A 16,165-nucleotide genomic window follows, 5' to 3' on the forward strand; every position below is an offset into this window, starting at 1 on the left:
ATCTTGTAGCCCGGACAGGTGCGCAGCACCGCCTCCGGGTTTTTTATCAGCCAAATATCGGCAACAGCAGGTACAGCTTAATCACCAGCGCGTTGACGATATCGATAAAGAACGCCCCCACCATCGGCACCACCAGGAAAGCCATATGCGACGGGCCAAAACGGTCGGTAATCGCCTGCATATTGGCAATCGCCGTCGGCGTCGCGCCAAGCCCGAACCCGCAATGACCGGCTGCCAGAACGGCGGCATCATAGTTCTTACCCATCATCCGGTAAGTCACAAACACCGCATACAGCGCCATCGCCACCGCCTGTACCGCCAGAATAATAATCATCGGCAGCGCCAGCGACGCCAGTTCCCACAGCTTGAGGCTCATCAGCGCCATCGCGAGGAACAGCGACAGGCTGACGTTGCCCAGTACCGATACCGCGCGGTCAAACACGCGATACAGCCCAGCCAGCGCCAGGCCGTTGCTGAGGATCACGCCGATAAACAGCACGCAGACGAAGGTCGGTAATTCAAACACGGTACCCGCCAGCAGTTGCGCAACCACCTTCCCTACGGTCAGGCAGATAGCGATTAACGCAATACTTTCAATCAGCACCAGCGAGGTGATCATGCGGCCCATATCCGGCTTCTCAAACGCCGTCGGCGCCAGCTGGTCGTCCGGTGTACCGTCCGGCGAGGAAGAGTGCTTCACCAGATAACGCGCCACCGGCCCGCCGATCAGGCCGCCGAGCACCAGGCCGAAGGTTGCGCAAGCCATGGCGACCTCGGTGGCATTGGCAAAACCGTAACGCTCAACGAATAATTTGCTCCACGCCGCCCCGGTGCCGTGGCCGCCGGAAAGCGTGATAGAACCGGCCAGCAGACCCATCAGCGGATCCAGCCCCAGCAGCTTCGCCATGCCGATACCGAGCGCGTTCTGCAGCAGCAGCAGGCCCACCACCACAATCAGGAAAGTGCCAAGCACTTTGCCGCCCGCCCGCAGACTGGCAAGGTTAGCGTTAAGGCCGATAGTGGCGAAGAACGCCAGCATCAGCGGGTCCTTCAGGCTCATATCGAAATCGATTTCGATATCCATGCTTTTTTTCAAAACCAGCAGCGCCAGCGCCACCAGCAGGCCGCCGGCGACGGGTTCAGGAATGGTATATTTTTTGAGGAATGGGACGTTCTGAACGAGCTTTCGCCCTAAAAGCAACACCATGGTTGCGGCAACAAGCGTCGATAAGGTATCGAGATGCAACATAAAAAAGAGCTCCTTATGGGCGCATGAGTCATTCACACGCGACGGTATTCCCGGTGTCGATTACTTCTCATCTTGAGGAGTCGGAGAGCGATTTTAAGCAGAAGTGCGCAAAAAATGACAGAAAAAGATATTTTGTATTAGCGTTGATGCGATCAAGCATACAAAATGTTAATTAATTTGTTACATCTATTCAGTGAGGATATTTTTTGCGCCAAATCGTGGCAAACGTTTGCTTTTGGTCTACAGTCCGATAAAATTCCCGCTTTGCCACCTTGGGATTGTTTGTGATGTCCGTTACGACCGCAGAGTCAGAAAATGCGCAACCGGTTGCGCATAAACCAGCCAGCGAATTAATCTATCGCCTCGAAGACCGTCCGCCGCTTCCGCAAACGCTGTTTGCCGCATTCCAGCACCTGCTGGCGATGTTTGTTGCGGTCATCACCCCGGCGCTGCTTATCTGTCAGGCGCTCGGCCTCCCGGCCGAAGATACGCAACACATCATCAGCATGTCGCTGTTCGCCTCCGGCGTGGCATCCATTATCCAGATTAAAGCCTGGGGGCCAGTTGGCTCCGGCCTGCTCTCCATCCAGGGCACCAGCTTCAACTTCGTCGCCCCGTTGATTATGGGCGGCACCGCGCTGAAAACCGGCGGCGCCGACGTGCCGACGATGATGGCCGCGCTGTTCGGCACCCTGATGCTGGCGAGTTGCACCGAAATGGTCCTCTCGCGGGTTCTGCATCTGGCGCGCCGCATTATTACGCCGCTGGTCTCCGGCGTGGTGGTGATGATTATCGGCCTGTCGCTGATTCAGGTTGGCCTGACTTCTATCGGCGGCGGCTATGCGGCGATGGCCGACCACACCTTCGGCGCGCCGAAAAACCTGCTGCTGGCGGGCATCGTGCTGGCGCTGATTATTATCCTCAACCGCCAGCGCAACCCGTACCTGCGCATCGCCTCGCTGGTGATCGCGATGGCTGCCGGTTATCTGGCGGCGTGGTTCCTCGATATGCTGCCGGCTAACACCGCGCCTACCAACAGCAGCCTGATCACTATCCCTACGCCGCTCTATTACGGCCTGGGCATCGACTGGAGCCTGCTGCTGCCGCTGATGCTGGTCTTTATGATCACCTCGCTGGAAACGATTGGCGATATCACCGCCACCTCCGACGTTTCTGAACAACCGGTCTCCGGCCCGCTGTATATGAAACGCCTGAAAGGCGGCGTACTGGCGAACGGCCTGAACTCATTTGTTTCCGCCGTTTTCAATACCTTCCCGAACTCCTGCTTCGGCCAGAACAACGGCGTGATCCAACTGACCGGCGTCGCCAGCCGCTATGTGGGCTTTGTGGTGGCACTGATGCTGATTGTGCTCGGCCTGTTCCCGGCGGTAAGCGGCTTTGTGCAGCATATTCCTGAGCCGGTACTTGGCGGCGCGACGCTGGTGATGTTCGGTACCATTGCCGCATCCGGCGTGCGCATCGTCTCCCGCGAGCCGCTGAATCGCCGCGCTATCCTGATTATCGCCCTCTCTCTGGCGGTGGGTCTCGGCGTATCGCAGCAGCCTCTGATCCTGCAGTTCGCACCGGACTGGCTGAAAAACCTGCTCTCTTCCGGTATTGCCGCTGGCGGTATCACGGCGATTGTTCTGAATTTAATCTTCCCGCCTGAGAAGAACTAACACATTGAAGTTGCGCTCCCCGGTATCGCCACGGCGACCAGGGAGCGCGGCGGCGGTAACATCTCTTCACCTCACTTCATCTCATTTCACTATTCCCGCCTTGAGGATTGCGCATAAATCGTGCATAACACGGTGATGTGTACTTATCAGGATGGAAGATCATGAAATTTCTTGGAAAGCTGATTCTCTGGCTGCTGATCGCCCTGCTGGTCGTTATCGTCGCCGCTTACTTTGCGCTGCAAACCCGCTGGGGGGCGCGCCAGGCGAGCAGTTGGTTAAGCGAAAGCACCGGCTGGAAAATCGCCTTCGATAAGATGGCGCATGACTTCTCTTCCCCACTACATCTGCAGTTGCAAAATGTCACCTTTGGCCGCGACGGCAAGCCACCGACGCTGGTTGCCAGAACGGTGGATATCGGTTTTAGCACCCGCCAGTTCAGCGACCCGCTGCACGCTGATGAAATCGTTCTCAGCAACGGCACGCTGAATCTTTCTCCGGCTTCCGCCTCGATGCCGTTTGCCGCCGACCGCCTGCAGCTACGCGATATGGCCTTTAACAGCCCGGACAGCGAGTGGAACCTGAGCGCGCAGCGGGTGACCGGCGGCGTGATGCCATGGCAGCCGGAAGCGGGCGACGTGCTGGGCAGAAAAGCGCAAATTCAGATGAGCGCGGGCTCGATGAATATTAACGGCGTCGAAGCCAGCAACGTCCTGATCCAGGGGGCAATGGATAACGGCGAGGTGACCCTGAACACCCTTGGCGCCGATATCGCGCGCGGCACGCTGACCGGCAACGCCAAACGCCGCGCCGACGGTAGCTGGCTGGTTGATAACCTGCGTCTGAATGAAATTCGTCTGCAGAGCGCCAAACCGCTGAATGAGTTCCTTGCGCCGCTCACCTCGGTGCCCTCGCTGCAGATTGGCCGGCTGGATGTGACCGATGCTCGTTTGCAGGGGCCAGGCTGGGCGGTGACCGACCTCGACCTCAACTTGCGCAATCTGACCTTGAGCCATAACGGCTGGCAAAGCGACGACGGGACGCTATCGATGAACGCCAGCGAGTTTATCTACGGTTCGCTGAATTTCCTCGATCCCATCGTCAATGCCGAATTCTCGCCGCAGGGCATTGCGCTACGCCAGTTCAGCTCCCGCTGGGAGGGCGGCATGGTGCGTACCTCTGGCAACTGGCTGCGCGCCGGTAATGCGCTGGTGCTCGACGATGCCGTCTTCGCCGGGCTGGAATATACGCTACCGTCCAACTGGAAACAGCTGTGGATGGAGCCGATGCCGGGCTGGCTGCAAAGCCTGACGCTGAAGAAATTCAGCGCCAGCCGAAATCTGATTATCGATATCGACCCAGCCTTCCCGTGGCAGATCACCGCGCTGGACGGTTACGGCGGCGAATTACAGCTGGTGAAAGATGGTCAGTGGGGCGTGTGGAATGGCAGCGCCACCCTCAATGCCGCCGCCGCGACCTTCAACCGCATCGACGTGCGCCGTCCGTCGCTGAAGCTGAACGCGAACGCTTCTACGGTCAACATCAGCGAGCTGAGCGCTTTTACCGAGCGCGGCATTCTGCAGGCGACCGCCGCGGTGTCACAATTGCCGCAACGCCAGGTCAATCTGAGCTTGAACGGCCGCGGCGTGCCGCTGAATATTCTGCAGGCCTGGGGCTGGCCTGCGCTGCCGATTAGCGGCGACGGCAACTTCCAGCTAACCGCGAACGGTAGCGTGCAGGCCAATGCGCCGCTGAAACCGAGCGTCAACGGCCAGCTCAGCGCCACCAATATGGACAAGCAGCAGGCGGCGCAGGTGATGCGCAACGGCGAGGTTAGCAACGCGCCTGCCGCGTCGGTTCCCGTAACGCCGTAGCCATTTTCCTCTTGCCCTCTTCCCGGCGGAAGAGGGCTAATCCCCCTCCCTGAAACCTGTATGCAATTAGCGGCTATCTGTGCCTATTTCCCGCAACAGGTTCCTTTCAAATATCAGAATTGCTATAACCAAAATACTGGAAGTTGATAAAAATAATGATCCCCTGTACCTACAAAAATAAAAGGAACAACCATGTCTGTAATACGTCAACGTATTCTGGAGAATATGCAAAAATTCTCCAGGGCCATGATCGGCGCAGTATTGTTCTTGCCGGTCATTGGATTAATTCTGGCTCTCAGTTCCGTCTTAACTAACCCGACTCTTATTGCTGAAACCAGTTTCCTTCATCAATTAGGGCAACTGCTTGGCGATACCTTCTGGCCATTATTCGGTAACCTCGGATTATTGTTTTGCGTGGGAATAAGTTACGGCCTGGCAAAAGATAAAAAAACGGAGGTCGCACTTGTCTCGGTGATGTGTTTTATCATGTTTCTCGGCGCCAACCATTCATGGCTGGAACATACTCATGCGGTGGCGGAAAAAATTAACGGCGAATATTACGGTACCGGGCAAACGCAGCTATTAGGCTTTGTGGTCGTCGATATGGGGGTATTCCTCGGAATCATTCTTGGCTGCACCATTGCCTGGGTACATAATAAAGTCTCCAATATTGAGCTGCCCGGCGCGCTATCGATGTACGGCGGGGCGAAGCTGACGCTGGTCGCCATGACGCCAGTCATTATCTGCTACGCCATTGCTTTTACCTGGATTTGGCCTTTTATGACCCACGGCATTAGCGCCCTGACCGGGTTTATGAAGAATGCCGGCGTTGCGGGAGTGTTTGTCTACGGCTTCTTTGAAAAATTCCTTATTCCCACCGGCTTGCACCATTTCGTGTGGTCGCCTTTCCAGCTCACGCAAATCGGCGGCACGCTAAATGTCGATGGCCAGGTCGTCTCCGGCACCCAGGCGATTTTCCTCGCCTATATGCGCCATCCCGATCTGACGCCGGTGATGAACGATGCATTACGTTTCTCGCAACAGGGGATGACCACCATCTTTGGCCTGGCGGGCGCATCGCTGGCGTTTTATCACACCGCGAAGCCGGAGAAGAAAGCGATGGCAAAGGCGATTCTGCTGCCGGCGATTATCACCTCGATGCTGACCGGCATCACCGAACCCATTGAATTCACCTTCTTATTTGTCTCGCCGCTGCTGTGGGTGATCCATGCGACGTTAACCGCCGCTTCGCAGGCAATTTGCGACATCTTCACCGTGCGGCCGTGGGGCGCCTCCGGCCTAATTGAATTTCTGATCTACAACCTGCCGCTGCCGGTGTCGTTAACCCGCTGGCCGGGGTACGTGCTGATCGGTATTGGCCAATTTATCGTTTATTACGCGATATTCCGCACGCTGGTAGTGAAGTTAAATCTGAAAACGCCGGGCCGCGAGGATGACGATAACGTTAAGTTATACAGTAAGGCGGACTACCGTAAAAAAGTCAGCGGCCCGCAGTCGATGACGGATGAAATTATTAATGGCTTAGGTGGTAAAGCCAATATTATCTCCGTTGATAACTGTTTCACGCGCCTGCGGGTGGTTGTCCATAATATGACATTAGTTGATGATGAAATATTAAAAAGCACCGGCGCAAATGGCGTAGTACGCAATCGTAATGAAGTTCAGGTTATTTATGGCGTCAAAGTCGGGCAAGTCCGTTCCCGGGTTGATAGCTGGCTAGCAGAAAATTAATTGGGAGTGATGTATGAAATTAACCGTATTAGGCGGGGGCGGCGTACGCTCTGCATTTCTGGCGAAGTCGCTGGCTTATAACGCGCACCGCATTGGTTTAACGGAAGTGGTATTTCAGGATAGCTCAGCAGATAATTTATCGCTATTTGGTGAAATCGCCCGCTATGTATTTAATACCATTCGCCCGGATATTCATTTTACGACCACCAGCGATCCGGCTGCCGCGCTGCAGGGTACCCATTACGTGATTACCACGCTGCGCGTCGGCGGCGATGAGAGCCGCATCCGCGACGAGCGAATCGCGCTGGAGCATAACACGCTGGGCCAGGAGACCACTGGCGCGGGCGGTTTTGCCATGGCGATGCGTTCGATCCCGGCGATCCTGCGCTACTGTCGGCTGATCGAAGAACATGCCGACAAAGACGCGATCCTGTTTAACTTTACCAATCCGTCCGGGCTGGTCACCGAAGCGATTATCAAATCCGGTTTCAAACGCCGGGTATACGGGATTTGCGATGCGCCGTCGGAACTCATCCGCGAGCTGCCGGAGATCCTCGGCTGCGACCCGCACGACCTGAGCGTGGAATGCTACGGTTTAAACCATTTTTCCTGGTTTACGCACTTCACCGTGCGCGGGGAAGAGGTTACCGCGCAGCTGGTCGCCAACCCGGATTTGTACCGCAAAACGGCGATGCAGTACTTCTCGCCGGAGCTGGTCAAACTGTGCGATAACCAGTTGCTTAACGAATATCTCTATTACTACTACTATCGCGAAGTGGCGCTACGGGCGATTCAACAGGCGCCGGAGACCCGCGGCGAGCAGATTGCCCGTATCAACCACGATATGCGTCAGGAGCTCAGCGGCGTGGATGTTAAAGCGGATCCGCAGGCGGCCTTTACCATCTGGATGAAGCACTACCTACGCCGCGAAAACAGCTATATGCAAAACGAGTCGCAGCAGGAAAAATTCCATACCCGCGAGCCGTTAACGCTGCGGCAGTTTATTGAAGAGCCGGATACCGGCGGCTACGCCGGGGTGGCGCTGGATATTCTGGAGGCGGTCAACAGCACCACCACCAAACGCATCGTGGTGTCGATACAGAATAACGGCACGCTCGATTTTTTACGCCCCGACGATGTGATTGAAATCAGCTGCGATCTGAGCAAAGAGGGTCTTAAGCCGGTGACGCCGGTTAACGTGCCGACGGCGCAGAAAAATATGATTGCCAGCGTGAAGGAGTATGAACGATTGGCGGTGGCGGCAATTCTGCAGCAGGACAAATCGCTGGCGCTGCAGGCGTTGATGGCTCATCCGCTGGTCGGTTCATATTCGCTGGCGAAGAAGCTGGTTGAGGCCTATCTCGACGATGCACAGTTCGCCGGGTGGCGGTAACGAGCCCACGCTTGATTGAGTAGCCCGGATAAGGCGCCAGCCGCTATCCGGGAACTCCCCCCGCTCGCGCTACGCTTAGCGGGGCTACCTATTGCTAGGTACGCTGGTAAACCACATTTTTAACAGCCGCTCAAAGCCCAATATGCAGTAGCCAAAAAACGGGTTGCTCCAGTAAATATCATCGTCGAACTTCTGCGGGTCGTGAATAATAAACGCCGTATTCGCGGCCTGCGCCAGCGGGCTTTGATAATCGCCGGTAAAGCAAACCAGGTTTATCTCCTTGCCTTCCAGCGCCTTGACCCAATTTAATGCCGAACTGCTGCGTCCGGATTTAGAAATGATCCAGATGGAATCAAAGCGGGCAGCGTTTTTTTGCTCAAGGATTTCGTAATCGGGCCACAACGCCAGGCTGGCGTTCACGCCGGTAACGAGAAACTTATTATAAATATACTGGGCGATTAGCTGCGAAAAACCGCTGCCGTGGATCAAAATACGCTGCTGCTCAAGGCCTGCCAGCAGCGGCGTCAGCGCTTCTGCCGGCTGAATGCTCATATAATCAATATCGTTGGTGACATCGAGCTTTGGCATGGTGATATTGAACTTGATGAAATAGACCAGCTCCAGCCAGCCGCTGAACTTAAGCTTCTTCGCCAGCCGCACCAGCGAAGAAGGATTACTGTAGCAGCGCTCCGCGACGGTGCGGATCCCTTCGCGGATACACAGTTGCGGGTCATTTTGAATAAAACGCAGCACGGTCATTTCGGTTTTACTCAACTTCACGTCACGAAAGATATTTTCTAAGTCCATTACGGGCTCCTCTCAGCGGCAGATTACGCTACCACCGGAGAGCAAATCGGTCTGTGGGATGAGTCACCAGAATGAAACGAACGTTACGATATGTGAAATAAATGGAATAAAAAAACCCTCGCCGCTGGCGGAGAGGGTTGTATTGACTTACAGCGAAATCGTCAGCGCATTGCCCTGGGCGCTCACCACCACGCCCAGTTCGCTGCCCGCCTGCGTCCCACCCTCCACGCCCGCTATCTGCGGGATATTGCGCAGACACAGCGTCCAGCCGCGGGCTTCGCCTTCGCCGCTCACGGTGATGGTGTTGCCCTGGCGCTTCGCCTTCAGGGTGAAAATCACGGAACCATCGGCCGCCGGAACCTGGCACAGAGCTTCGCGGCCATCGTCGAGCTGGAACAGCTGGAAGGCGGTGCCTTCATGCCAGGCATAATCGGGTTTCTGGTCGTTGTTGCCCAGCGCCAGCAGGGTGTTGTCACGAACGTAGACCGGCAGGCTCAGTGCATCGTGACGCTGCTTATGCCAGCGGCTACCCGGCAATTCATCGTTATGCCACAGGTGCGTCCAGCGCCCCTCCGGCAGATAAAACTGCACCTCGCCCGCTTCGGAGAACACCGGCGCCACCAGGACCGAATCGCCGAGCATATACTGACGGTCGAGATAGTCGCAGGCCGGATCGTCCGGGAATTCGAGCATCATCGCACGCAACATCGGAGTGCCGAACTCGTTGGCCAGCGCCGCCTGGCGATAGAGATACGGCATCATGCGGCATTTCAGCTGCGTGAAGTGGCGCACCACGTCACAGGACTCTTCGTCGTAGGCCCACGGCACACGATAGGATTTGCTGCCGTGCAGGCGGCTGTGGCTGGAGAGCAGGCCAAAGGCACACCAGCGCTTATAAACGTGGGCCGGCGCGGTGTTTTCGAAACCGCCGATATCGTGGCTCCAGAAACCGAAGCCGGACATGCCGATCGACAGCCCGCCGCGCAGGCTTTCCGCCATCGATTCGTAGTTGGCGTAGCAGTCGCCGCCCCAGTGCACCGGGAACTGCTGCGCGCCCACCGAGGCGGAACGGGCGAACAGCACCGCCTCCTGCTCGCCGACGGTCTCTTTCAGCACCTTCCACACCAGCTCGTTATAGATGAATGCGTAGTGGTTGTGCATTTTCTGCGGATCGGAACCGTCAAACCACTGCACGTCGGTCGGGATACGCTCGCCGAAGTCGGTCTTGAAGCAATCGACCCCCATCGCTACCAGACCTTTTAACTTGCTGGCGTACCACTGGCAGGCTTCCGGGTTGGTGAAGTCATAAATCGCCAGCCCCGGCTGCCACTTATCCCACTGCCACAGCGAACCGTCCGGGCGCTTAAGCAGATAGCCCTTCTCTTTCAGCTCCTTGAACACCGGCGAGCGCTGGCCGATGTACGGGTTGATCCACACGCAGACCTTCAGCCCTTTCGCCTTCAGGCGCTTGATCATCCCTTCCGGGTCCGGGAAAGTTAGCGGATCCCATTCAAAATCGCACCACTGGAAGGCCTTCATCCAGAAGCAGTCGAAGTGGAAGACGTGCAGCGGCAGATGGCGCTCGGCCATGCCGTCGATAAAGCTATTTACCGTCGCTTCGTCATAGTTGGTAGTGAACGAGGTCGTCAGCCACAGACCGAACGACCATGCCGGCGGCAGCGCCGGGCGGCCGGTGAACTGCGTATAGCGGTTAAGCACCGCTTTCGGCGTCGGGCCGTCGATCACGAAGTACTCGAGATATTCGCCTTCAACGCTGAACTGGACTTTAGAGACTTTCTCCGAGCCCACCTCGAAGGAGACGCGCTGCGGGTGATTCACCAGCACGCCGTAGCCGCGGTTGGTCAGGTAGAACGGAATGTTTTTGTAGGATTGCTCAGTGCTGGTGCCGCCGTCTTCGTTCCAGGTTTCTACCGTCTGGCCGTTGCGCACCAGCGCGGTAAAGCGCTCGCCGAGGCCGTAGACGGTTTCGCCGACGCCGAGGTCGAGGCGCTCAAACATGTAGTTGCGCTGGGTCTTACTATCCTGCACGTAGCCGTTGTTTTTCAGTTGGCTACCGGTGATACGCACGCCGTCGCGCAGAAAATCCAGCGCCCAGAATTCACCTTTAGTCACCCGCACGCTGAGGCTGCCGCTTTTCAGCTCGGCGAACTCGGCCGTATTTTCTATTTCGACATGGACGTCTTTCTGCACGTTCAGCGGATAGTGCGGGCCGTTATCCAGCGCGCCATGGAAGTGCTCCATGCGCACGCCGATTATCCCTTCCTGAGGCGAGAAAAAGCGCAGGGTGAACAATGGCGTATCCAGCTGCCAGGCGCGTTCGCGGACATCGCGCGGTGCGGCATAGACCACCATTTCATTCCCCTGCTGCTCCACCTCGTAAACCTGTACGGGTTGGATCAGGTTGAGCCCTGGTTGAATGAGCCAGTTTCCATCACTGATTTTCATTAAAACGTCCTCTTAGTTTTGCCATTCTTTTTCGATCGGGGCTGCCGTGAATTCTTGTTCGTTGCGACGCGCGCCCTCGGCCAGCTCGGCCATCATTTTTTTCAGGAACGGCGTTTTCAGCGTGTAGTAGCGTTTGGCGATTACCGCGCTCAGCAGGTAGCACACCGCCGGAACGAGGGTGAACAAGGCGATAATGATGGTGAGGGTGGCGCTGTTCTGGGTTTTAGCGGCGGCGTCATAGCCGCCGCCGGCCAGCATCCAGCCGATCAGCGCGCCGCCCAGCGCCAGCCCCAACTTAAGCACAAACAGGGTGCCGGCGAAGCTGATGCCGGTCAGGCGTTTGCCGTTGCACCATTCGCCGTAGTCGACAGTGTCGGACATCATCACCCACTGGATTGGCGTCACCAGCTGGTGCAGTACGCCAATGATGAAGATAAAGACGAACATGGTGATTTCGGCGTCCATCGGTACGAAGAACATCGCCACGCTGAGCACCGCCAGGAGGGCGTTGGTCCACCAGAAGACGCTGACTTTACATTTCCAGTCGGTCAGCGGCTTCGCCAGCGCCGAGCCAATCAGGTTGCCGACGCAGTAGGTGGTGAGGAAGACGGTGAACAACGCCGCCGAGCCCATGATCCAGGTGGTGTAGTACATCATCGCGCCACCGCGAACGCAGACCGCGAGGATATTGAGGATGGTGAGCACGCCGACCACCCGCCACTGGTCATTACGCCAGATATCGCGCAGGTCTTCACGCATCGAGGTACTGCTCGGCGGCGCTTCGACACGCTCTTTGGTGGTGAAAAAACAGAAGGCCAGCATCAGGAAGGCGACCACCGAGAGCACCGCAATGCCGCCCTGGAAGCCCAGCGCTTTATTTTCGCCGCCGATAAAGTTGACCAGCGGCATCATCAGCACGGTGGAGAGCATGCCCCCCGCCGTCGCCAGCACGAAGCGCCAGGACTGCAGCGAGATGCGCTGCGTCGGGTTGTCGGTGATCACGCCGCCGAGCGCGCAGTAGGGGATATTCACTACGGTGTAGAGCAGGGTCAGCAGCGTGTAGGTCATGGCGGCGTAGATCAGCTTGCCGTTGTGGCTTAAATCCGGCGAGCTGTAAGCCAGCACGCAGACGAGGCCGAACGGGATAGCGCCGAAGAGGATCCACGGGCGGAACTTACCCCAACGGCTGCGGGTACGGTCGGCAAGCAGGCCCATGCACGGGTCGGAAATCGCATCCAGCGCCCGCGCCAGCAGGAACATGGTGCCGACAAAGCCGGCGGGGATACCGAAAATATCGGTGTAGAAAAACATCATGTATAACATGACGTTATCAAAAATGATGTGGCTGGCGGCGTCACCCATACCGTAGCCAATTTTCTCTTTGACGGACAGAATATGATCTTTCATTTGCGCACTATTCCCTTAGCGGCACCGCGGATTGGTACCGGTTACGGTTTTTTTAAACCTTTGGCGCAGTAAGATGAATTGCGATATCTCGTTATCAAATTACGTTTCTTGTTTTCTGTGATCGCGGTAGCCCGAAAGAGTGTGAAAAAGTGTAACCCATGGATTTTGAACGGATTTGTCTCAGACTGTTCTGCAAAGTCCAGTTTTAACAGTAAAAAAGTGCGTTTAGGTATGTGGTAAATGCCTGAAAGTAGCTATAATGCGCCCGCCTCCATGTAGCAATCGAGGCGCGGAAGATCGTCATCTCCGGTGAGGTGGCTGGACTTCAAATCCAGTTGGGGCCGCCAGCGGTCCCGGGCAGGTTCAACTCCTGTGATCTTCCGCCAATTAGCCTCCCCTGAATTCCCCCACAGTCAATAAATCCCTTATACTACCTGCTATTGCAATCAGTTATGTTCTCCTGAGGTCAACTCATGTCTACCAGAATCAAGTACATTCTGGGGGCATTATGGGGGGCATAAAAGATGCCCCCATTTTGAGGTGCCCCCAATGAAGTTAACAGCCCGTCAAGTTGATACTGCTAAACCGAAAGAAAAGCCTTACAAGTTATCTGATGGCGGTGGTCTCTACCTTGAGGTAGCGACCAGCGGCTCACGTTACTGGCGTTTGAAGTACCGTTACGCTGGTAAAGAAAAACGCCTGGCCTTTGGTGTATATCCAGAAGTCTCCTTAGCTGAAGCGCGTGATAAACGTGAAGCTGCCAAAAAGGTACTGGCGGCGGGTAACGATCCTGGTGAAGTAAAGAAAGCGGAGAAAATCGCTCAGAAGCTAGGCTTTGAAAACACTTTTGAAGCAATTGCGAGAGAATGGCATCAGGTGAGAGCTGACCGTTGGTCGTTGCGCTATCGTGAAGAAATCATTGATACGTTCGAGAAAGATGTTTTTCCCTACATTGGCAAGCGTCCCATTGCAGAGATAAAACCGATGGAGTTACTTGAAACTCTGCGCCGAATGGAAAAACGTGGAGCACTAGAAAAGATGCGCAAAGTCAGGCAACGCTGTGGTGAAGTATTCCGTCATGCGATTGTGACCGGACGTGCTGAATACAATCCTGCCCCCGATCTCGCTACTGCCCTCGCTACACCTAAGAAAACACATTTTCCCTTTCTGACCGCTGAAGAACTACCGCACTTCCTCAAAGATCTAGCTGGGTACACTGGTAGCATTATTACCAAGACGGCAACCCAAATCATCATGCTTACAGGTGTACGAACTCAGGAGTTGCGTTTCGCCCGTTGGGAAGATATCAACTTTGAAAAGCGACTCTGGGAGATACCAGCTGAAGTAATGAAGATGAAACGACCGCATATCGTACCTATGTCGGATCAGGTAGTAGCACTCTTTGAATCACTAAAACCTATTACTGGGCTATATCCACTTGTATTCATTGGACGCAATGATCGCACTAAGCCGATCTCAAAGGAAAGCATTAATCAGGTGATCGAGTTATTAGGATACAAAGGAAGGGTGACGGGGCATGGTTTTCGGCACACAATGAGTACCATACTACACGAAGAAGGTTTTGACTCTGCGTGGATTGAAACTCAACTTGCTCATGTGGACAAGAATGCGATTCGTGGAGCTTACAACCATGCGCAGTATCTGGATGGAAGGAAAGAGATGATGCAGTGGTATGCAGACTATATTACCCACTTGCTTAGAACATCATTTTAACCAATGAAAACATAGTATTAAGTAAAATGGCTAAACTATAAATGTTCAGCCATTACCTTTTTAATTTACTAAACGTAAATGCTGATTTTGTGTACTCAGTGAGTACAACTGGTTAACTTCGGGTAAAAATAGGTTGAATATAGATGCAAGTTCATTCTGATCATAACCCAGTTCTTCTTTCGCATGATCAATAATTGCATTCAGTAAAGTGGGTTTTTCCCCATTTATATCGAGTTTTACAGGCTCATCAACCTTGTAACGTTTGATGGACATCTGCCTCCAGATCCAATCACTTTGGCCTGCCGTAATAGCTTTTAATGTTTTAGCTCTGTAAAACAACGCAGCCATTGAGGTTCGCCAGAATGGTTTAAGTGCGGCAGCCTTTTCAATACTTACATTTCTTAAATCATTATAAATATCGGAAGCGGGCATAAGTAATTCTGCAGCAAAAGTGTTTGCCTCCTCTTCCATTTCAGGAGTAGGAGCACGATGCATGACTAAATGTCCCAGCTCATGAGCTAAGGTAAATCGGTAGCGGTCCATTGGCTGGTTTTTGTTTATAAAAATCAGTGGCGGCAGGCCAGCTAGGTTATAACTAAGGCCGGAAAGACTCGTATCTTCCATATCACAGTCGATGATAATGACTCCTGCCCTTTCTAACACTTCGACTAGATTTTTTATTGGTCCGCGTGGGATGTGCCATGCTGTACGAACGTTACGCGCAATTTGCTCAATATTGTCTTCATAATCGTCAGGATCATAGTACGGGAGTTCATATTCAGGTTCAAAATCAACGAACTGCAAAAGTTTTCTGAGATGGGCTATGCGTACATTTACTTCCGCAACAAGCTTGTCCAGTACTTTCATACCGACTGACGCTTTTTTACGATACATGGGATTTGCACTTATGGGTCCGCCATAAAGCCTTTCAGACATCATGAAAAACTCAATGGGGCAGTTGAGCGCTTTTGCGATGCTATCAATTTGCTCATCAGTGGCCGGCTTAAGGCCTTGCTCAATCTTAGACAAGGTTCCTTGAGAAATGGCGATAATCTGAGCCAAATCCTTCTGGCTCATACCCAACATTTTCCGACGCAACTCAATCATCTCTGGGCGTATTGTGGCTGCTGACTTAATCTCCACGACCATTTTCTACCTTCGGTTCTGTCTTTCTAGCCCGTCTTGGTTTCACAACACTTTTTGCTGGGGAAACCGTCTTAACAGGCTGTGGTTGGGGTATGTTCAATTCAAGCTTAGATATAGGCATTTCGTACAGATTTTCATCTGTTAAATCAATTGCCCACGCAACAAACTTACCATTGCGCTGCGTGAGAACAATTTTATCAATTCCTACACCATCGTCACTAAGTATGTAGAGTAGCTCTAAACGAACTAATCCTCCAAACATGTCCATTTCAGGATTATGAAAATCCAAGGCTCTTTGAGTAGGGTAATTGGAAGAACGAAGGCTCTTATCACCTTTCTTAATCCTTACAAAATATCGATCCTGAATCAGAAAGCCTACCTGATATGGCATTTTTACATATTTGATCCCTTTAAGATTAGAAGTTTCAATACTGTCTTTAAGGAAAAACAATGCGTCATTGCGGAGAACAGCTGAACGAACACGCTTATCAATCAACCGTCGTGCGACATCGTTTTGAAGCCAATTTTTCCAAACATTGTCGAAAACTGAAGTTAGGGTGTGGTAGTAGGGTTGACAGACTGAATGTGCTTCTTCTTTGTTGATTAAAGACATATAGAATCTCTGGAATTTTTGCTGTGAAATGTCATGGATAAGCATAAA

Annotated in this window: 11 protein-coding genes and 1 tRNA gene; 6 read left to right on the plus strand and 6 right to left on the minus strand. The window is 54.0% G+C overall.

Features of this window, described 5'->3' with window-relative positions:
* Positions 1–46: 46 nt before the first annotated feature.
* Positions 47–1,249: a sodium/glutamate symporter gene (gene gltS, locus EAE_RS06585; RefSeq protein ID WP_015703819.1), complete on the minus strand. Its 1,203-nt coding sequence runs from the start codon at positions 1,247–1,249 to the stop codon at positions 47–49.
* Positions 1,250–1,536: 287 nt separating this feature from the next.
* Here gltS and EAE_RS06590 point away from each other — a divergent pair, with 287 nt between their 5' ends.
* The 4 genes from EAE_RS06590 to EAE_RS06605 all read left to right on the plus strand — a co-directional run bounded on the left by EAE_RS06590 (position 1,537) and on the right by EAE_RS06605 (position 7,944).
* On the plus strand, positions 1,537–2,928 hold the full coding sequence (locus tag EAE_RS06590; RefSeq protein WP_015369129.1) for a nucleobase:cation symporter-2 family protein: 1,392 nt from the start codon (positions 1,537–1,539) through the stop codon (positions 2,926–2,928).
* A gap of 161 nt (positions 2,929–3,089) precedes the next feature.
* Positions 3,090–4,799: an AsmA family protein gene (locus EAE_RS06595; RefSeq protein ID WP_015703820.1), complete on the plus strand. Its 1,710-nt coding sequence runs from the start codon at positions 3,090–3,092 to the stop codon at positions 4,797–4,799.
* A gap of 192 nt (positions 4,800–4,991) precedes the next feature.
* Positions 4,992–6,551 (plus strand): PTS transporter subunit EIIC, encoded by a 1,560-nt coding sequence (locus tag EAE_RS06600; protein ID WP_015703821.1) that lies wholly within the window; start codon positions 4,992–4,994, stop codon positions 6,549–6,551.
* Positions 6,552–6,564: 13 nt separating this feature from the next.
* A complete protein-coding gene (locus tag EAE_RS06605) occupies positions 6,565–7,944 on the plus strand; it encodes a family 4 glycosyl hydrolase (RefSeq protein WP_015703822.1) in 1,380 nt (459 codons plus the stop codon).
* 84 nt (positions 7,945–8,028) lie between these two features.
* On the opposite strand, the gene EAE_RS06610 is transcribed toward EAE_RS06605, so the two are convergent.
* The 3 genes from EAE_RS06610 to EAE_RS06620 all read right to left on the minus strand — a co-directional run bounded on the left by EAE_RS06610 (position 8,029) and on the right by EAE_RS06620 (position 12,624).
* On the minus strand, positions 8,029–8,751 hold the full coding sequence (locus tag EAE_RS06610) for a MurR/RpiR family transcriptional regulator (RefSeq protein WP_015703823.1): 723 nt from the start codon (positions 8,749–8,751) through the stop codon (positions 8,029–8,031).
* 147 nt (positions 8,752–8,898) lie between these two features.
* Positions 8,899–11,217, minus strand: a complete 2,319-nt coding sequence (gene yicI / locus EAE_RS06615) for an alpha-xylosidase (protein ID WP_015703824.1) — start codon at positions 11,215–11,217, stop codon at positions 8,899–8,901.
* A gap of 12 nt (positions 11,218–11,229) precedes the next feature.
* On the minus strand, positions 11,230–12,624 hold the full coding sequence (locus EAE_RS06620; RefSeq protein ID WP_015703825.1) for a glycoside-pentoside-hexuronide family transporter: 1,395 nt from the start codon (positions 12,622–12,624) through the stop codon (positions 11,230–11,232).
* A gap of 291 nt (positions 12,625–12,915) precedes the next feature.
* Here EAE_RS06620 and EAE_RS06625 point away from each other — a divergent pair.
* Positions 12,916–13,010 (plus strand) — tRNA-Sec (locus EAE_RS06625).
* Positions 13,011–13,173: 163 nt separating this feature from the next.
* Positions 13,174–14,358 carry a tyrosine-type recombinase/integrase gene (locus EAE_RS06630; protein WP_015703826.1) on the plus strand — a complete coding sequence of 395 codons (1,185 nt, stop codon included), beginning with the start codon at positions 13,174–13,176 and terminating at the stop codon, positions 14,356–14,358.
* A gap of 60 nt (positions 14,359–14,418) precedes the next feature.
* Here EAE_RS06630 and EAE_RS06635 read toward each other — a convergent pair whose 3' ends face one another.
* Both EAE_RS06635 and EAE_RS06640 read right to left on the minus strand, forming a co-directional pair.
* On the minus strand, positions 14,419–15,507 hold the full coding sequence (locus tag EAE_RS06635; RefSeq protein WP_015703827.1) for a helix-turn-helix domain-containing protein: 1,089 nt from the start codon (positions 15,505–15,507) through the stop codon (positions 14,419–14,421).
* Positions 15,491–16,117 (minus strand): hypothetical protein, encoded by a 627-nt coding sequence (locus EAE_RS06640; protein WP_161969154.1) that lies wholly within the window; start codon positions 16,115–16,117, stop codon positions 15,491–15,493. The genes EAE_RS06635 and EAE_RS06640 overlap by 17 nt, the downstream gene beginning before the upstream one ends.
* Between the last annotated feature and the right edge of the window lie 48 nt (positions 16,118–16,165).

This window comes from Klebsiella aerogenes KCTC 2190 (assembly GCF_000215745.1).
GTDB lineage: Bacteria > Pseudomonadota > Gammaproteobacteria > Enterobacterales > Enterobacteriaceae > Klebsiella > Klebsiella aerogenes.